General features: G+C 68.6%; 19 protein-coding genes. 14 read left to right on the forward strand and 5 right to left on the reverse strand.

Features of this window, described 5'->3' with window-relative positions:
- Positions 1-6: 6 nt before the first annotated feature.
- Complete coding sequence (locus ACUVYZ_RS06000; RefSeq protein WP_439933263.1) at positions 7-1,767, reverse strand: sensor histidine kinase; 1,761 nt, start codon at positions 1,765-1,767, stop codon at positions 7-9.
- Between the two features lie 277 nt (positions 1,768-2,044).
- Here ACUVYZ_RS06000 and ACUVYZ_RS06005 point away from each other — a divergent pair, with 277 nt between their 5' ends.
- Complete coding sequence (locus ACUVYZ_RS06005; RefSeq protein WP_439933262.1) at positions 2,045-2,680, forward strand: prepilin-type N-terminal cleavage/methylation domain-containing protein; 636 nt, start codon at positions 2,045-2,047, stop codon at positions 2,678-2,680.
- Between the two features lie 146 nt (positions 2,681-2,826).
- Here ACUVYZ_RS06005 and ACUVYZ_RS06010 read toward each other — a convergent pair whose 3' ends face one another.
- Complete coding sequence (locus ACUVYZ_RS06010; RefSeq protein WP_439933261.1) at positions 2,827-4,800, reverse strand: monovalent cation:proton antiporter-2 (CPA2) family protein; 1,974 nt, start codon at positions 4,798-4,800, stop codon at positions 2,827-2,829.
- A gap of 142 nt (positions 4,801-4,942) precedes the next feature.
- Here ACUVYZ_RS06010 and ACUVYZ_RS06015 point away from each other — a divergent pair, with 142 nt between their 5' ends.
- The 12 genes from ACUVYZ_RS06015 (at position 4,943) to ACUVYZ_RS06070 (ending at position 13,224) form a co-directional block, all read left to right on the forward strand.
- Positions 4,943-5,467 (forward strand): KdsC family phosphatase, encoded by a 525-nt coding sequence (locus tag ACUVYZ_RS06015; RefSeq protein ID WP_439933408.1) that lies wholly within the window; start codon positions 4,943-4,945, stop codon positions 5,465-5,467.
- Between the two features lie 17 nt (positions 5,468-5,484).
- Positions 5,485-6,075 carry an LPS export ABC transporter periplasmic protein LptC gene (lptC, locus tag ACUVYZ_RS06020; protein WP_439933260.1) on the forward strand — a complete coding sequence of 197 codons (591 nt, stop codon included), beginning with the start codon at positions 5,485-5,487 and terminating at the stop codon, positions 6,073-6,075.
- Positions 6,053-6,646 carry a lipopolysaccharide transport periplasmic protein LptA gene (gene lptA / locus ACUVYZ_RS06025; RefSeq protein ID WP_439933259.1) on the forward strand — a complete coding sequence of 198 codons (594 nt, stop codon included), beginning with the start codon at positions 6,053-6,055 and terminating at the stop codon, positions 6,644-6,646. The genes lptC and lptA overlap by 23 nt, the downstream gene beginning before the upstream one ends.
- Before the next feature lie 50 nt (positions 6,647-6,696).
- Positions 6,697-7,419, forward strand: a complete 723-nt coding sequence (lptB, locus tag ACUVYZ_RS06030; protein ID WP_439933258.1) for an LPS export ABC transporter ATP-binding protein — start codon at positions 6,697-6,699, stop codon at positions 7,417-7,419.
- 54 nt (positions 7,420-7,473) lie between these two features.
- Complete coding sequence (locus tag ACUVYZ_RS06035; RefSeq protein ID WP_439933257.1) at positions 7,474-8,910, forward strand: RNA polymerase factor sigma-54; 1,437 nt, start codon at positions 7,474-7,476, stop codon at positions 8,908-8,910.
- 13 nt (positions 8,911-8,923) lie between these two features.
- The gene (hpf, locus tag ACUVYZ_RS06040; RefSeq protein ID WP_439933256.1) at positions 8,924-9,247 is read left to right on the forward strand and encodes a ribosome hibernation-promoting factor, HPF/YfiA family; all 324 of its coding nucleotides are present in this window, start codon (positions 8,924-8,926) and stop codon (positions 9,245-9,247) included.
- Between the two features lie 108 nt (positions 9,248-9,355).
- Positions 9,356-9,841: a PTS IIA-like nitrogen regulatory protein PtsN gene (ptsN, locus tag ACUVYZ_RS06045; RefSeq protein WP_439933255.1), complete on the forward strand. Its 486-nt coding sequence runs from the start codon at positions 9,356-9,358 to the stop codon at positions 9,839-9,841.
- Positions 9,810-10,760 (forward strand): HPr(Ser) kinase/phosphatase, encoded by a 951-nt coding sequence (gene hprK / locus ACUVYZ_RS06050; RefSeq protein ID WP_439933254.1) that lies wholly within the window; start codon positions 9,810-9,812, stop codon positions 10,758-10,760. The genes ptsN and hprK overlap by 32 nt, the downstream gene beginning before the upstream one ends.
- A gap of 63 nt (positions 10,761-10,823) precedes the next feature.
- Positions 10,824-11,660, forward strand: a complete 837-nt coding sequence (rapZ, locus tag ACUVYZ_RS06055) for an RNase adapter RapZ (protein ID WP_439933407.1) — start codon at positions 10,824-10,826, stop codon at positions 11,658-11,660.
- A gap of 40 nt (positions 11,661-11,700) precedes the next feature.
- Positions 11,701-12,075: a NusG domain II-containing protein gene (locus ACUVYZ_RS06060; RefSeq protein ID WP_439933253.1), complete on the forward strand. Its 375-nt coding sequence runs from the start codon at positions 11,701-11,703 to the stop codon at positions 12,073-12,075.
- Complete coding sequence (locus ACUVYZ_RS06065; protein ID WP_439933252.1) at positions 12,056-12,613, forward strand: Gx transporter family protein; 558 nt, start codon at positions 12,056-12,058, stop codon at positions 12,611-12,613. The genes ACUVYZ_RS06060 and ACUVYZ_RS06065 overlap by 20 nt, the downstream gene beginning before the upstream one ends.
- Entirely contained in the window at positions 12,610-13,224 is a 615-nt protein-coding gene (locus tag ACUVYZ_RS06070) for a flavin prenyltransferase UbiX (RefSeq protein WP_439933251.1), read from the forward strand. The genes ACUVYZ_RS06065 and ACUVYZ_RS06070 overlap by 4 nt, the downstream gene beginning before the upstream one ends.
- Before the next feature lie 34 nt (positions 13,225-13,258).
- Here the strand turns inward: ACUVYZ_RS06070 and ACUVYZ_RS06075 are convergent, their stop codons facing one another.
- Complete coding sequence (locus tag ACUVYZ_RS06075; RefSeq protein WP_446033043.1) at positions 13,259-14,056, reverse strand: 5-formyltetrahydrofolate cyclo-ligase; 798 nt, start codon at positions 14,054-14,056, stop codon at positions 13,259-13,261.
- A 232-nt stretch (positions 14,057-14,288) separates the two neighbouring features.
- On the opposite strand from ACUVYZ_RS06075, the gene ACUVYZ_RS06080 reads away from it, so the two are divergent.
- Positions 14,289-15,317, forward strand: a complete 1,029-nt coding sequence (locus ACUVYZ_RS06080; protein WP_439933249.1) for a thioredoxin family protein — start codon at positions 14,289-14,291, stop codon at positions 15,315-15,317.
- A 46-nt stretch (positions 15,318-15,363) separates the two neighbouring features.
- On the opposite strand, the gene ACUVYZ_RS06085 is transcribed toward ACUVYZ_RS06080, so the two are convergent.
- Positions 15,364-15,795: a universal stress protein gene (locus ACUVYZ_RS06085; RefSeq protein WP_439933248.1), complete on the reverse strand. Its 432-nt coding sequence runs from the start codon at positions 15,793-15,795 to the stop codon at positions 15,364-15,366.
- A gap of 91 nt (positions 15,796-15,886) precedes the next feature.
- The gene (locus ACUVYZ_RS06090; protein ID WP_439933247.1) at positions 15,887-16,219 is read right to left on the reverse strand and encodes a hypothetical protein; all 333 of its coding nucleotides are present in this window, start codon (positions 16,217-16,219) and stop codon (positions 15,887-15,889) included.
- Positions 16,220-16,539 lie beyond the last annotated feature (320 nt).

Here is a 16,539-nt window from a genome sequence, read left to right on the forward strand (position 1 = left end):
GTTCCGTCAAGCGTTTCCCCGCGGCGCCAGCTCGAAGCACACCCGGCCCGGCTGGTTCTCCTTGAGGCGCAGGGCGTAGCCCCGGCGCGCGGCCTCCCGGGAAACCTGGTAGAGGCCGACCCCCAGCCCGGTTTCCGAGGCCACGGGCTTCTCGAACAGCGCGCCCGCCACCCGGGCCGGCACCGGCTCCCCCGTGTCGGTGACCCGCAGCACCGCCCCGCCGTTCGCCGTGGCGAGCTCCACGTCGATTTCCAGCCCCGGCGAGCGTTGGCGTTTCTTCAAGGCGTTTTCCAGCAGGTTCTCCGCAACGCTGTCGAAGAGGGCTCCGGGAATCCGGGCGTCTGCGGCGAGGCTCGCCCGGAAGCGCACCCCGCGGGGCTCGTAGCGGGACTCGAGGGCTTCCCACCAGGCGCGCGCTGCAACCGGCGGGTCCTCCGCGTCGCGCTGGGCGAGGGGGTCCTTGAGCTTGCTCAAAGTGAGCTCCAGCCGCCGGGCCAGATCGGGGAGCTGGCGCCGCATGAGCCGCTGGAAGCCTTCGGCGTCGCCCGCCTGCTGGGAGGCCGAGGCCAGGGCGTAGAGGGATTGGAGCAGGTTTTTGATGTCGTGAGTAAGTCGGGCGCCGGTCTCGTGGATGGCCTGCATGCGGGCCATCTGGGCGAGGGCCTGCTCCCGGCGCTTTCCCTCGTAGAAGCGAGCGACGATCTCGGTGAGCAGCTTCAGGTGCAGGACCAGGGCCGGCCCCACGGTGAAGCGGGAAGAGACCTGGAGCGTGAGCGGCCCGGCGCTGAAGGTCCACACCGAGGAGGCTTCCTCGCCCACCCGGCCCTGCCCGTCCGGCGAATCCCAGGCTACGCTCGCCACCCAGGGAAGCGTCGCGAGCCGCTCGGCGGCGGTGTGCAGGAACCCCGCTGGGTCGGTTTCCCGCTCCGCCGCTTCGGCGATCTGGGCGAGCCACTGCTCGAAAGGCGTGCCCACGTTGAGCAGGTAGCGGAACAGAACCGGCTGCAGCAGGCTCAAGCCGTGGGCCGGATTCCACAGGAGACCCAGCAGGCTCAACAGGAAACCCACCACCAGGAGGGTGCGGATCAGCGCCTCCACGTAGGCGACCTGGCTCAGAGTCATGAAGGCGAAGCTTCCCAGCACCACCAGGATCACCACCAGGAACAGGAGCAGCCCGTACAAGAAATCCACCGGCTCGCGCCCGGCCTCCGGCGGCCGGCCCACGGGAAGCGCGAGCAGCAGGAGGAGGCCGACCGGCGCGGCGTAGCGCACGAGCTCGTCGGCGAAGAAAGGGGTCGCCCCGGCGATGAAGAGCTTCGGCACCACCCAGAGCAGCAGGGTCAGCATGAGGTAGGCCAGCACCGCCAGGCCGAAGAGGCGGGAAGCGCGCGACGGCCCAGCAAACCCCCGCGCGCCGATCAGGCTGACGAGGAACGCGAACCAGGCGGCTACCAGCCACCAGTTGAGCCAGAAGAGCACCAGGGCGGAAGCCGCGCCGACGAAGACGAGCGCCGGCGTGCCGAGCCGCCGCTCGTAGCCCCACAGGGGCTGCCACAGGAGAAACAGGCCCAGATGAGTAAGAAGCAGCGCCCGGGCCCACGGGCCCTGCAGGTCGGAGAGCACCGCCCCGTGGAGCAGCAGCAACATGACCGCCAGCAGTTTTTCGCGCCGCTGGAGCAGGCGCCTGACCCAGGCAGGACGGGAAAGGGCCGCCGTCATGGCCGGCCCGGGGGTCGCGGAGGAAGCGTCCGGCGGAGAATCAAACATGCCCTCTCTCAAGGGGTGGCGGACCCATTATAACCAGCGGCTTGGGCGCTTCCCTGGCGGGAAAGCGTCGGAATCCCGTCGGTCGCGTCGGATTTCCGACAGACCGGCGTCGGGCCGGCGACAGCCGGAAACCCGGTCATCCGGGAAATCCATCCCCCAAGCCCTGGAAAAGCCCAATTCACGCCCGCAGAGGCCAGCAAAAAGCCCACCAGCCCCGGTGGAATCCGGTGGCATCGTTCTTGCAGCGGCCGGGGCAATGCCGTGTCCGGAGACGGAAATGAAACGTGAGCGTGGCTTTACCCTGATCGAGATCGCCATCGTGCTGGTCATCATCGGGCTGCTCCTGGGAGGGATCCTGAAGGGGCAGGAGATGATCACCCAGGCGAGGATTCGCAACGTGGTGAACGACCTGAACAGCGTCTCGGTGGCCTACTATGCCTACCAGGATCGGTACCGGGCCATTCCGGGGGATGATCCCAATGCCAGCGGTCGCTGGAGCGGTACGACTTCCGGAGACGGAAATAATCAAGTAAGCGGAAATTTCAATGCCACGCCGTCGGCCAATCCCCCGCCAGCCGGGGAAGAGTCCAATCTTTTCTGGCAGCACCTGCGGCTCGCCGGGCTGGTGGCGGGTCCGAGCACCGGGGCGGGCAGCGCCAACCCGCCCCAGAACGCCGTCGGGGGGGTAACCGGGGTGCAAAACGGCGCCCTAGGGTTGAGCGGGCTGGTGGTGTGCACCTCCAACCTACCCGGCAAGATCGCCAACGCCGTGGACAGTCAACTGGACGACGGCAAGCCCAATACGGGTTCCCTGCGCGGCACCACAACCTCGCCTCTGCCCGCCACCGCCCCTACAGACACCAGCTACGTGGACGACGGGGCGACCCAGTACACGATCTGCAAGAACATTTAGGGCATCTCGCTCGCAGAACTTGTAGGGTACGCGTTGGCGCACCGCTCACCGGCGCGCTTGCGGTGCGTTTCGCCTGCCTGCCGGGATCCGTGCGAGCAGGCAGGCTGCGCTCCGCACACCCTGCGGAGCGACGAACCCGCGGTGTCTCACCCTTGCAACAGCCGCATCTCGGCGGCGGCGAGCGCCTCGGGCGTTCCCAGCAGCACCACCACGTCGCCCTCCTCCAACCGCGTTTGCGGCGTCGGCGCCAGGGCGCGGATACCGCGTCGGCGGATGGCGGTGACTTCCACCTGCAATTCCCCGAGCCGCAATTCTTCTAGCGTGCGGCCGATGGCCGCTGCGCCCGGGGCTACCAGCACGCCGTGCAGCCGCGGCTGCGGCTTCTCGGGCGATTCCAGGAGCTCGTCGCTCTCGCCGCGGAAAAATCCCCGGAACAGGGCGTAGCGCTCGCGGCGCGCTTCGCGGATGCGCTTGAGCACCCGGTTGAGGGGCACCCCCAGCAGCAACAGGGCCTGGGAACCCAGCATCAAGCTCCCTTCCATGATCTCGGACACCACCTCGGCCGCCCCGGCCTCGAGCAGCACATCGATGTCGCTGTCATCGACGGTGCGCACCAGCACGGGAAGATCGGGCCGCTCCCGGTGCACCGCCGACAGGACCCGCAGCGCGGAAGGCGTGTTAGCGTAGGTGACCACCAGGGCCTTGGCCCGCTTCAGGCCCGCAGCGATCAGCACCTCGCGCCGCGCCGCGTCCCCGTAGACCACGCTCTCGCCGGCGGCGGCGGCCTCCTGGATGCGCCGGGGGTCCAGGTCGAGGGCGATGAAAGGCACTCCTTCGCGCTCCAGCATCCGCGCCAGGTTCTGGCCGCTGCGGCCGTAGCCGCAGATGATCACGTGCCCCTCTGCGCTCATGGTCTGCACCGCGATGCGGTGCAGCTCCAGGGCGCGCGCCATCCACTCTCCGGAAGCGAAGCGGCGCACCAGGGGCTCGCTGTACTGGATCAGGAACGGCGCCGCCAGCATGGACAGCACCATGCCGGCCAGCAGGGACTGCATGACCGCGGGATCGACCACGGCGTGGCGGCCCGCGAGCTGCAGCAGCACGAAGCCGAACTCCCCGGCGTGGGCGAGCGCCAGCCCGGTGCGCAGCGCCACGCCGGGATCGGTGCCCACCAGCCGGGAGAGAGCCGCGATGAGGGCCCCCTTGGCCGCCACCAGCAGAGCGAAGGTGGCCGCCACCCAGGCCCAGTTGGCGACCACCGCCCGCCAGTCGAGGAGCATGCCGATGGTGACGAAGAAGAAGCCCAGCAGCACCTCGCGGAACGGCCGGATGTCCTCCTCCACCTGGTAGCGGTACTCGGTCTCGGAGATGAGCACGCCGGCGAGAAACGCGCCCAGCGCGAGCGACAACCCCGCCTGCTGGGTAAGGAAGGCGAGCCCCAAAACGGTGAGCAGCACGTTGAGGATGAAAAGCTCGGAAGACTTCTGCCGCGCCACCAGGTGGAACCAGGGCCGCATCAGCCGCTGCCCCAGCACCAGGATAACGAACAGCACCAGCGCCGCCTTGATGACTGCCAGGCCGAGCGCCCAAGCGAGCTCCTCCCCCGGACGGGCCAGGGCAGGGATCGCGATCAGGAGGGGCACCACCGCCAGGTCCTGGAACAGGGCGGCGCCGATGATGGCCCGCCCGTGGGGGGCGTTGAGCTCGAGGCGCTCAGCCAGCATCTTGCCCAGGATGGCGGTGGAGGACATGGCGAGCACCGCGCCCATGGCGAAGCCTGCCTGCCACGAGGCCCCGAGGGCGGCGGCGAGCAGCATGACGAGCACGATGGTGGAAACCACCTGAGCGGCGCCGAAGCCGAACACCTCCCGCCGCATGGTGCGCAGGCGCGGCAGGCTGAACTCCAGCCCGATGGTGAACATGAGGAACACCACGCCGAACTCCGCCAGGTAGCTCGCCTCGGCGCTCTCCGCCACCCAGCCCAGGGTGTGGGGCCCCACCAGGATGCCCACCAGCAGGTAGCCCAGGAGGGGCGGCAGGCCGAGCCGGCGGAACGCCACCACCACCGTCACCGCGGCGGCGAGGACGATGAGGGCGATCTGGAGGGTGTCGTGGAGCATGGGCCGTAATCATGCCCTACCGGCCGGAATTTGGGACAGCGGCCGGACGGACTCCGGCCGGGCTCTGCTATACTTGCCCACCGTTACGCACCGAGGGTTCGCCCCCTTCCACGGGCTCCTCTGCGCCGCCAGCGCCCGCTCCATGAATCCGCTTCTCGCCCGCGCCCGCTTGATCCGCCTCGCCGCCTTCGATGTGGACGGGGTGCTGAGCGACGGGCGGCTCTACTACGCGGAGGCCGGCGACGCGCTGAAGGCGTTCGGCACCCTGGACGGCCACGGGCTCAAGATGCTGGCCGCCACGGGAGTGCATCTCGCCGTCATCACTGCCCGCAGTTCCCGGCTGGTGGAGCAACGGGCACGCAACCTGGGGGTGGAATTCCTGTTCCAGGGCGTCGACGACAAGGCCTCGGTGCTGGAAAAGCTGCTGGGGGAAATGGGACTGGAAGGGCGGGAAGCGGCTTACATGGGCGACGACGTGGTGGACCTGCCGGTGATGCGCCGTTGCGGACTGGCCATCACCGTGCCCGACGCGCCGGCCCTGGTCAGGCGGCACGCCCACTTCGTCACCCGGGCGAAGGGCGGTCGCGGCGCGGTGCGCGAGGCCTGCGAGCTGATCATGTGGGCCCAAGGAACCTTGGACGGCGCTCTCGCGCCTTACCTGCGTTGAGCGCCGCAACTCTCGCTGTGGATCACCTTCGCGCCCTGGATCGCCTGGCTTCCTTTTTTCCCCTGCTGCTCCTCGCGGCGCTGGCGGCCCTCACCTACTGGCTGGACCGCGCGGTGCAGCCGCCGGCGCCGGACCTCACCGCCACCCTGCGCCACGACCCGGACTTCATCGCCGAGGGCTTCTCCGCGGTGCAGCTCGGCCCAGACGGCCGCTCCCGCTACGTGATCACGGGCCGGCGGCTCATCCATTACCCGGACGACGACACGGCCCACGTGGAGGAGCCGCGGGTGCTGATCACCGAGCCGGAGAAGCCCCCGGTGCACGTCTCCGCCCGCCGGGGAACGATCACCGCCGACGGCGAGCACGTGCACCTGATGGACGAGGTTCGCATCGAACGGGGCGGCGGCATCGAGGAAGGCGGGGCGGTGCTCACCACCAGCTACCTCCACATCCTCCCCGGCCAGGAGCTGGCGAGGACCGATCAGCCCGTGACGCTGGAGGACGCGAATACCGTGATCCACGGCGTTGGCTTAGAATTCGACCGGAAGACGCAGACCGTGACGATCCAGAGGATCAAAGGCCGCTATGCGCTGGCGAACGGGCGTTGATCGGGCCGGGACGTGGCTCGCCCCGTTGCTCGCCGCGGCGGCGCTCGCCTGGGGAACCGCTCTTGCCCAGGCGCCGAAACCCGACCGGGAGCAGCCGGTCTACCTGGAGGCGGACAGCGGCACCTTCGACGACGCCAAGAAGACGGCGGTGTTCACCGGCAACGTGGTGCTTACCCAGGGCACCCTCACCATCCGGGCCGACCGCCTGGTGGTGACTCAGAGCGCGGACGGTTTCCAGCGCGGTGTGGCCTACGGCGATCCCGCGTCTTTCCGCCAAAAGCGGGAGGGCACCGACGAGTGGATCGAAGGCTGGGCCAAGCGCATGGAGTACGACAGCCGCACCGAGACCCTGGAGCTGTTCGAGGACGCGCGCATGCGCCGCGGCCAGGACGAGGTGCGGGGAAGCTACATCTCCTACAGCGCCCAGACCGAGCTGTTCCGCGTGCTGGGATCCGCCAAGGGGGAGAACAAGGCGAGCGGCTCGTCGGGCCGGGTGCGCGCCGTGATCCAGCCGAAGAGCCGCGACCCCCAGGAGCGCGCGCAAGGCTCTGCCGGCGGCCGCCCGCGCTGAAGCCCGTTCCCCTCCGCCCGCCGCAACATACGATCTCGATGGGATACGCCATGAGCACCCTCAGGGTCGAGCGACTGGAAAAACGCTACCGCTCCCGCACGGTGGTCAAGGACGTCTCCCTGGAGGTGGCGAGCGGCGAGGTGGTGGGCCTGCTGGGACCCAACGGGGCGGGGAAGACCACCTGCTTCTACATGATGGTGGGGCTGGTGCCCCTCACCCGAGGCCGCATCTTCCTGGACGACCGGGAGCTCAGCCACATGCCGATCCACCGCCGCGCCCGGCTGGGGCTCTCCTACCTCCCCCAGGAGGCCTCCATCTTCCGGCGCCTCAACGTGGCCGACAACATCCGGGCGGTGCTGGAGCTGCACACCGACGATCCCGACGAGGTGGAAAACGAGCTGGAGGACCTGCTCCACGAGCTGCACATCACCCACCTGCGCGAAAGCCCCGCCGTAAGCCTCTCCGGCGGCGAGCGCCGGCGCGTGGAGATCGCCCGGGCGCTGGCCAGCCGCCCGCGCTTCATCCTGCTCGACGAGCCCTTCGCCGGCGTCGATCCCATCGCCGTGCTCGACATCCAGAAGATCGTGGGCTTCCTGAAGGAGCGAAGCATCGGCATCCTGATCACCGACCACAACGTGCGCGAAACCCTGGGGATCTGCGACCGGGCCTACATCATCAACGAGGGGCTGGTCCTGGCCAACGGCAAACCGGAGGAAATCATTTATAATGAGAGCGTTCGCAAGGTCTATCTGGGCGAGAATTTCAGACTATAAATCATGGCGTTAAGCCAATAGAGCAACTTTCATTCCGCACCCCGTCCCGGCCCCATGAAGCCTTCCCTGCAGCTTAAGCTGACGCAGCACCTCGCGCTGACGCCCCAGTTGCAGCAGTCCATTCGGCTCCTCCAGCTCTCCACTCTGGAGCTGAACCAGGAGGTGGAGCGCATCCTGCAGGAAAACCCCTTGCTCGAACGGGAGGAGGACGAAGAGTCGCCGCCCGCGTTTTCTTCCGAGCGCGCGGAGCCCCGTATCGAGTCCCTGGACGCGCCGGCGCCCGGCGCGGGGGCGGAGGCGCCGGAGGCGGGCAGCGCCCCGGATTCGGGCTGGATCGAGGACGAGGGCTCCTACCACGGTTCCCGGGACGACGGCGAGGACATGGGCTATCCCCAGCTCGCCGCCGACACCCCCACCCTGCGTGAGCACTTGTACTGGCAGTTGAGCCTCACCCAGCTTTCCGAGCGCGACCGCAGGCTCACCCAGCTCCTGGTGGACGCCCTGGACGACGACGGCTACCTCACCCAGGACCTGGACGAGCTCCTGGCGCTGCTGCCCCCGGAGCTGGGCGTGGAACGGGACGAGCTGGCGATCGCCCTCCGACACCTGCAGAGCCTAGACCCCCCGGGCGTCGGCGCGCGCAACCTCAAGGAGTGCCTGTTGCTGCAGTTGAAGGCCCTCCCGGAGGACACGCCCCGCTTGAAAGAGGCGCTCGCGGTGGTGGAAAACCACCTGGAAACGCTGGCGGCCCGGGACTACAACAAGCTGAAGCGCCTCCTAGGCTGCGACGACGCCTGCCTCAAGCAGGTGCAGACCCTGATCACGCGGCTCAACCCGCGGCCGGGCTCGGACTTCGCCCAGGTCGAGACCCGCTACGTGGTGCCGGACGTGATCGTCAAGAAGGTGAAAGGGGTCTGGGTCGCGAGCTTGAACCCCGAGGCGATGCCGAAGCTGCGCATCAACCGCATGTACGCCGACATCCTGAGCCGCAACCGGGACGCGAGCCACCAGCAGCTCGCGGCCCAGCTCCAGGAGGCGAAGTGGCTGATCAAGAATGTGCAGCAGCGCTTCGACACCATCCTGCGGGTCTCCCAGGCCATCGTGGACCGCCAGCGGCACTTCTTCGAGCACGGCGAGGTGGCCATGCGCCCGCTGGTACTGCGGGAGATCGCCGAGACGCTGGGGCTGCACGAGTCCACCGTGTCGCGGGTGACCTCCCAGAAGTACATGCTCACCCCGCGGGGCACCTTCGAGCTCAAGTACTTCTTCGGCAGCCACGTACAGACGGAAGCGGGCGGCGCCTGTTCCGCCACCGCCATCCGCGCCCTCATCAAGCAACTGGTGAGCGCGGAGGATTCCCGGCGCCCCCTCTCCGACAGCCAGATTTCCGAGATTCTCGGCCAGCAGGGCATCATGGTGGCGCGCCGCACCGTCGCCAAGTACCGCGAATCCATGCAGATCCTTCCGGCGAACCTGCGCAAATCCCTTTGACAGAGGAGACGCCATGAACCTCACCGTGACCGGACATCACATCGACGTGACGCCGGCGATCCGCGATTACCTGACCTCCAAGCTCGCGCGGGTCACCCGGCACTTCGACCACGTGATCGACGTGACCGTGATCCTCTCGGTGGAAAAAGCGAGCCACAAGGCGGAGGCCACCGTGCGCGTGCGCGGCAAGGACCTCTTCGCCGAGGCCGACGACGCGGACATGTACGCCGCCATCGACAGCCTAGCGGACAAGCTCGACCGCACCGTGCTGCGGCACAAGGAGAAGCAGGTCGACCGGCGCAACGGCGCGAGCCTGAAGCAAATGTCCAGTGAATAGGAAGCCGTGGAGACCGTCCTGGACGGCCCGCGGAAAGGGGCCCGCGCTACCCGGGCGCCGGCAGGCCCCCGCGTCCGCCGGGCCGCGATCTTTTTCTGACGACGCACCATGAACCTGATCGCCAAGCTGCTTCCCGAATCCCACATCCTCCTCGACCTGGAGTGCGCCAGCAAGAAGCGCGTCTTCGAGCAGGTGGGGCTGCTGTTCGAGAACCAGATGCACATCGCCCGCAGCCTCTGTTTCGACTGCCTGTTCGCGCGCGAGAAGCTCGGCTCCACCGGCTTGGGCCAGGGGGTGGCCATCCCCCACGGGCGCATCAAGGGCCTCAAGGAGGCGGTGGGCGCGTTCGTGCGCGTGCGCGATCCCATCGCCTTCGATGCCCCGGACAACAAGCCCGTGCAGCTCATCTTCGTGCTGCTGGTGCCGGAGCGGGCCACCGACCAGCACCTGCAGATCCTCTCCGAGCTGGCGCAGATGTTCAGCGACAAGTCGTTCCGGGAGAGGCTGCTCGCGGCCAAGACCCCCCACGACGTGCATCTGCTGTTCGAAAACTGGGAGCCGCATGCCCCGAGTCAGCGTAGCGCGGCTGTTTGAGGACAACCGGGAAAAACTGGCCCTGCGCTGGGTCGCGGGACGGGAAGGCGCGTCCAAGTTCCTCGACTCGGAGGCGATCCTGCATTCCACCAAAGGCCTGATCGGCCACCTCAACTTCATCCATCCCAACTGGATCCAGGTGCTCTCCACCTCGGAGACGGACTACATCTCCCACCTGGACGCGGCGCCCCTGCACCAGTTGTTCGAGACGGGAACGGTGTGCTTCATCGTGGCAGGCGACGAAAAGCCGCCGGAGATCTTGAAGAGGCTCGCCGACGAGACCGCCACGCCGCTCCTCGCCTCGCCCCAGGCGAGCCTGGAGCTCATGTGGCTGCTGCGGCATTACCTGCACAAGGCCCTCGCCCCGTCCGTGTCCATGCACGGCGTGTTCCTCGACGTGCTGGGCATGGGGGTGCTGATCACGGGAGACTCGGGCGTGGGCAAGAGCGAGCTGGGCCTGGAGCTCATCTCCCGCGGCAGCGGGCTGGTGGCCGACGATATCGTGGAGATCTACCGGGTGGCGCCCGAGACGCTAGAGGGGCGCTGCCCGCCCCTGCTGCGGGACTTTCTCGAGGTGCGCGGCCTCGGGGTCCTCAACATCCGCACCATCTTCGGCGAGACCTCGGTGCGCCCGAAAATGAACCTGAAGCTCATCGTCCACCTGGAACGGCCCGCCGGCACCGACCTCGCCTCCATGGAGCGGCTGCCCTTGGAGGCGAGCTTCGAGGAGGTGCTGGGCGTTCCCGTGCGGCGGGTGAACATCCCCGTCGCCGCCGGGAGGAACCTCGCCGTGCTGGTGGAGGCGGCAGTGCGCAACACCATCCTGCAGTTGCGCGGCTACGACAGCACGCGGGAGTTCATCCGCCGCCACGAGCGCCACATGACGAACGAGGGCGCTCCGCCGGAAGCGGACGATTGAGGCCGAGGGGCGGACGCCCGAGCCTGCCGAGCGCCCTCTTCCGGCTTCGCCATGGCCCGGCCCATGCAGATCATTTTCATCAGTGGCCTCTCCGGATCGGGCAAGAGCATCGCCCTCAAGGTGCTCGAGGACGCCGGCTACTACTGCGTGGACAACCTCCCCGTGCGGCTCCTTCCCGAGACGGCCGCCTACTTCGAGCGCCACGGTTACGCCCGGGCGGCCGTTTCCATCGACGCGAGGAGCGGCGACGGCCTTGAGCTGCTGCCCGCCCAGATCGCGGCCCTGCGGGCGCGGGGGGTGGACGCGCGCCTGCTGTTTCTCGAGGCGAACACGGAAACCCTGGTCCAGCGCTTCTCCGAGACGCGCCGGCGCCACCCGCTCGCCACCGGCGAGCTCACCCTTCCCGAGTGCATCGAGCGGGAGCGGGAGCTGCTGGCCGACATCGCCGACGGCGCCCACCGCATCGACACCAGCGAGCTTTCGCCCAACACGCTGCGCAGTTGGGTGAAGGACTTCATCCACATCGACCGCTCGCGGCTGACGCTGCTGTTCCAGTCCTTCGGCTTCAAGCACGGCATCCCCCTGGACGCGGACCTGGTGTTCGACGTGCGCTGCCTGCCCAACCCCCATTACGATCCGCGGCTGCGGCCCCTGACGGGCAAGGACCCGGAAGTGATCGCGTTCCTCGAAAGCATCCCCAACGTGGCGCGCATGCTGGCCGACATCCACGCTTTCGTCTCCAACTGGCTTCCCTGCTTCATCCAGGACAACCGCAGCTACCTGACCGTAGCCCTGGGCTGCACCGGCGGCCAGCACCGTTCGGTGTACATGGTGGAGCGCCTCGCCGCCCATTTTCGCGCCGAATACCAGGTGCTGGTGCGCCACCGGGAGCTTTCCTGACTCGTGCTAAAGTAGCCGGATGCCTCGGCGCATTCGTTCCGTGCCCTTCGGGCTGCCGGTGAAAGCGGGCGACGTCCTGGTGCTCGCCGCCGCCGCGGCCCTCACCGCGCTCCTCGCCCTGCATGCCTGGCGGCCCGGGGCGGCCGAGCGGGCCCTGGTCCGGGCGGGGGGACAGGTGTTCGCCGAGCTGGATCTCCACCGGGATCGGGTAATGAGCGTCCCCGGACCCCTGGGCGAGACCCGCATACGGGTGGCCGAAGGCCGGGTGCGGGTGGAAGCCGACCCGAGCCCCCTCCAGCTTTGCGTCAAGCGGGGCTGGCTGGCCCACCCCGGCGACGTGGCGGTGTGCCTGCCCAACCAGGTGAGCGTGGAGCTGGCGGGCGCGACCCGACGTTATGACTCCCTCGCCTATTGAGCTTTCGGTCACCGCGGAGGATCGCCGCCTCGCCCGGCTCGCCGCCTGGGCCCTGGGCCTGGCGCTGGTGGACGCCGCCATCCCCACCCCGATCCCCGGCGTGAAGCCGGGGCTCGCCAACATCGTGGTGCTGGTGGTACTGGCGCGTTACGGGTTCGCCACCGCGGCCTGGGTGTCCCTGCTGCGGGTGGTGGCGGCGGCGATCGCCTTCGGCAGCTTCTTCACTCCGGGCTTCTTCCTGAGCCTGGCCGGCGCCGGCGCGAGCCTCGGGGCTCTGGCCCTGGCCTGCCGGCTGCCCCGGACCTGGTTCGGCCCGGTGTCCCACAGCGTGATCGCCGCGCTTGCCCACGTGGCGGGCCAGCTCGCCCTGGCCGCGGCCTGGCTCCTGCCAGCAACCGCGGTGCTCAAGCTCTCGCCGGTGTTCGCCCTGGCCGCCCTCGTCTTCGGCACCGTGAACGGATTGGTGGCCGCGCGGCTGCTCGCGAGCGCCGGAGAGCCGGACCCGGTCCTCCCATCGTCTGCCGCGGAGGCCCGGTGAAGACGGTCACCCTGGCCTTCACCGGGGCCTCGGGCATGCCCTACGGGGTGAGGCTCCTGGAATGCCTGATCGGCGCCGGGGTGCAGGTGTATTTGATCTATTCCCAGGTGGCCCAGGTGGTGGCGCGCCAGGAGATGGACCTCGGCCTGCCCGGCCGGGCCGCGGAAGCCCAAGCCTGGCTTTCCGAGCGCTTCCGCGCCCAGCCGGAGCAATTGCGGGTGTTCGGGCGGGAGGAATGGTTCGCCCCCGTCGCTTCCGGGTCCAACCCGGCCGATGCCATGGTCATCTGCCCCTGCACCATGGGGACCCTTGCCGCCGTCGCCGCGGGCCTGGCGGAGAACCTGATCCAGCGCGCCGCCGACGTGATGCTCAAGGAGCGCCGCCCTCTCATCCTGGTGCCCCGGGAGACGCCCCTGTCGGCGATCCACCTGGAAAACATGCTGAAGCTCGCCCGAGCCGGGGCGGTCATCCTTCCCGCGAACCCGGGCTTCTATCACCGGCCCGCTACGGTGGACGCCCTGGTGGATTTCGTTGTGGCCCGGGTGCTGGACCACCTGGGCGTGGCGAATACCCTGATCGCCCGCTGGGGAGCGCCGCCCGAAGGCGTTTGATGGGCCGCGGCCCCGCGAAGTGGCAGGGCCCGGGCTATTCCTCGCCGAAGTAACCCGGAAAATCCCGCGCGTAGCAGGGCGGCGACGCCTGCTCTTCCCCCCAGAGGGACGGGTCGACCTGCGGCAGCCCCCGGGCCCGGGCCAAAGCCGCGAAGTGGGCCCGGGCCGTGGGCCCGTCGACGAACCGGGTCCCCTCCCCGTCTACCAGGCGCACCCCCGCCTCCGTCACGATGAAATCCATGGGGATGTCGTGGGGCTGGGGGTGCAAGTCCGGCAGCCGCTGCATCTCGTAGGCCACCGCGACGGCGATGGGCCGCGGCCGGGTGGCGGCCAGAGTGCGGTCGAAGTAGCCGCCGCCGTAGCCCAGGCGATAACCCCGGTCGTCGAACGCCACGGGAGGCACGAAGACCACGTGGGGGGTGACCACCTGGGTGCCCACCGGCACCGGAATGCCGAACACCTCGGCCCGGGTGGGCGCCCCGGGCCACCAGACCCGGAATTCCAAGGGGCCCCGCTTGTCCACTACGGCGGGTAGCGCCGTGACCGCGCCCCGGCGACGGAAAGTGCGGGCCGGAAAACGGGCGTCGTACTCCCCCTTGTACGGCCAGCACAGGCCTACGAGCCACCCCTGGCCGACGGGGAACGTCTCCTCGATGAGCCGGGTGATGGCGGCTTGGCAGCGGCTGCGAATCGCCGGGTCCAGGCGGGCGCGCCGGGCGATCAGGAGCGGGCGAAGCTGCCGCCGCCAGGCCGCCACCGCCTCGGGCGATGGCGAGCGCCCAGCAGGCGACGGCGGCAAAACATCGGTCTCAGCAGGGTCTTGTGGCATCATAGGATTCCGGTGGCGAGCCGCTGGCGCAAGCTCGAAAGCTCCAAAAAAGTTGAAGTATAGCCCCATGGGCTCGGAAACCCGAACCCGCCGCCCAGGGCGCGCGTCCAACGAATGAACGCCCGGAGCACCCTGCTCGACGGGGCGCTCCGCCCGATCCCGGTCCCACCGCTCGGCGGCGGGGAATAAGTCGAGCCTCAGCCGAGTATTGAAAGGGTTTCGAGAGGAGGAAACGATGAGGCAAGTGTTACGTTTTTGCGCCGCCGCCCTCCTGGCGTGGGCCGGCAGCGTCTGGGCGGCGGAAAAAGCTTCCGAGCTCGTCCCGAGCCCCAACGAAATCCATCTTCCCGACTGGTTCAAGGTGAGCTTCCTGGACTTCAAGGAAGACATCCGGGAGGCCGCGGCCGCGGGCAAGCGCCTCATGGTGTATTTCGGCCAGGACGGCTGCCCCTACTGCAAGACCCTGATGGAAGTGAACTTCGCCCAGAAGGACATCGTCGAGGCGACGCGCAAGCACTTCGACGTGATCGCCATCAACATCTGGGGGGATCGCCCGGTCACCTGGATCGACGGCAAGGAGCGCAGCGAAAAGGAGTTCGCCGCCCACCTCAAGGTGCAGTTCACCCCCACGCTCCTGTTCCTGGACGAGAAGGGCGACGTGGTGCTGCGGGCCAACGGCTACTACCCGCCGCCCAAGTTCCGCGCCGCCCTGGATTACGTGAGTCAGCGGTTGGAGAGCCGGATGAGCTTTCCCGAATACCTGGCGAAAGCCGCTGGCGCCCAGAGCGGGAAGCTCCGCGACCAGCCCTTTTTCATGAAGCCGCCCCTGGTCCTGCAGCGGGACAAGGTGCCGGCGAGCCGGCCCCTGGCGGTGCTGTTCGAGCAGCCGGACTGCGCCCCGTGCGACGAGCTGCACACGGTCACCTTCAAGGCGCCGGAGACCCTGGCCCTGCTCCAGCGCTTCGACGTGGCGCGGGTGAACCTGCTGGGCACGCAGCCCCTGGTGACGCCCACCGGGGAGCGGCTCACCGAAGGGGAGTGGGGGCGCAAGCTCAAAGTGGGCTTCGCCCCGTCGGTGGTGTTCTTCGACGAGCGGGGCCGGGAGGTCTTCCGGGTGGAAGCGTACTTGAGGCCTTTCCACTTCCAGACCGCCCTGGACTACGTGGCGAGCAAGGGCTACCGGGGTGAGCCCAACTTCCAGCGCTTCCTCCAGGCCCGGGCCGACCGGCTGCGGGCGGAGGGCAGGACGGTCTCCATCTGGTAGCGGGCCGCGCCGCCGGCGCCGGGCGAGGAAAGCGAGGCAGCAGGGCTCACCTGGCGCGGATCAGCAGCACGGGCGTGGCCGCGCGCCGGACGACGCCCTCTGCCACGCTGCCCAGGATCAGGTGCTCGAACCCGTGGCGGCCGTGGGTGCCCATGACGATGAGCTGGGCTCCCCAGCGGGCGGCCTCCTCCACGATGGCGGTGGCGATCCGCCGGCCCGCGGCGTCCACCAGCACGGTATCCGCCTCCACCCCCGACTCGGCGCACCGTTTCTGCGCCTCGGCCAGGAGGAACTTCCCCTCCTCCTTGAGCCGCTCGGTGAGGTCGATGAATCCCTCCGAGCCGGTATGGCGCAAGCTCTCGTACACATGGGCAAGCCTCATCGCGGCCCCGAGCTTCTTGGAGAGCCCGATCGCCTCGGCGAGCGCCGCGCTGGAGGCCGGGCTGCCGTCAATGGGAACAAAGATCCGCTGGTACATAGGTCACCTCCGCGCTTGCGTCCCGCTTGGGCCGCGACCGGCATTCCCTTGGGCTAAGCGTCCGCCCCCGGCTCAACCCCGGGCGCAGTCTTCACGCCGTGCGGCGCAACGGCTCCTCATATATGTGGTAATACGCCTCTAGCCCCGCGTTGCGCAAGATCTGGCCCACCAGAGGGTCGCAGCGGACCAGGTGGATTTCCCGGTGCGGGTTGAGGGAGCGCTCGCAGAAGTACAGCAGCGTGTCCAGCGCTCTGCCCTCCACTTTGTCCAACGCTTCAAGAATCACGATAAGCTGCTTGCGCCAGGCACAGGGAACACGCTCATAGGCGCCTATACTCTGCTCGCTTGCCTGCCGGTCAAAAGCGCCCCTGACGTGCAGCGTGATGGAATTGGCTCTGTAATAGCAGCATACGGACGGTGCCACGATCCCTCCTCGGTGCGGTTCGCCCCAAGCCCGCAGAACCTCGAGCAGGGGGCGGAGAGAGCGTCCATCGGTCTTTTGACGGGAAGCCTAGCCCGTTTCCTGGGCTCGGCCTTGATCCAGATCAACGCCCTTGCACTTTCACGCCGGCGCGCGGGCTGGAGGCAAGCCACGAATGAACACGGATCTTCACGGATAAAGGTCGAGACGAGTTTCTCCTCTGCGGGCATCCGCGGCCAAGTTGCGGTGTACGTTGAACAAGGCGAAACGCGCCACCCTCGGGTAAGGACCCTTGGGGCGGTGCGCTGAAGCCCACGCTACAG

This window comes from Pelomicrobium sp. P1 (assembly GCF_052805615.1).

Coding starts and splice junctions, on each gene's coding strand:
- hprK (WP_439933254.1), top strand. CDS start 9,810: ATGCCCCGAGTCAGCGTAGCGCGGCTGTTTGAGGACAACCGGGAAAAA.
- ACUVYZ_RS06035 (WP_439933257.1), top strand. CDS start 7,474: ATGAAGCCTTCCCTGCAGCTTAAGCTGACGCAGCACCTCGCGCTGACG.
- lptB (WP_439933258.1), top strand. CDS start 6,697: ATGAGCACCCTCAGGGTCGAGCGACTGGAAAAACGCTACCGCTCCCGC.
- ACUVYZ_RS06015 (WP_439933408.1), top strand. CDS start 4,943: ATGAATCCGCTTCTCGCCCGCGCCCGCTTGATCCGCCTCGCCGCCTTC.
- ACUVYZ_RS06005 (WP_439933262.1), top strand. CDS start 2,045: ATGAAACGTGAGCGTGGCTTTACCCTGATCGAGATCGCCATCGTGCTG.
- ACUVYZ_RS06010 (WP_439933261.1), bottom strand. CDS start 4,800: ATGCTCCACGACACCCTCCAGATCGCCCTCATCGTCCTCGCCGCCGCG.
- ptsN (WP_439933255.1), top strand. CDS start 9,356: ATGAACCTGATCGCCAAGCTGCTTCCCGAATCCCACATCCTCCTCGAC.
- ACUVYZ_RS06000 (WP_439933263.1), bottom strand. CDS start 1,767: ATGTTTGATTCTCCGCCGGACGCTTCCTCCGCGACCCCCGGGCCGGCC.
- ACUVYZ_RS06065 (WP_439933252.1), top strand. CDS start 12,056: ATGACTCCCTCGCCTATTGAGCTTTCGGTCACCGCGGAGGATCGCCGC.
- ACUVYZ_RS06085 (WP_439933248.1), bottom strand. CDS start 15,795: ATGTACCAGCGGATCTTTGTTCCCATTGACGGCAGCCCGGCCTCCAGC.
- ACUVYZ_RS06075 (WP_446033043.1), bottom strand. CDS start 14,056: ATGATGCCACAAGACCCTGCTGAGACCGATGTTTTGCCGCCGTCGCCT.
- lptA (WP_439933259.1), top strand. CDS start 6,053: ATGCGCTGGCGAACGGGCGTTGATCGGGCCGGGACGTGGCTCGCCCCG.
- ACUVYZ_RS06080 (WP_439933249.1), top strand. CDS start 14,289: ATGAGGCAAGTGTTACGTTTTTGCGCCGCCGCCCTCCTGGCGTGGGCC.
- rapZ (WP_439933407.1), top strand. CDS start 10,824: ATGCAGATCATTTTCATCAGTGGCCTCTCCGGATCGGGCAAGAGCATC.
- hpf (WP_439933256.1), top strand. CDS start 8,924: ATGAACCTCACCGTGACCGGACATCACATCGACGTGACGCCGGCGATC.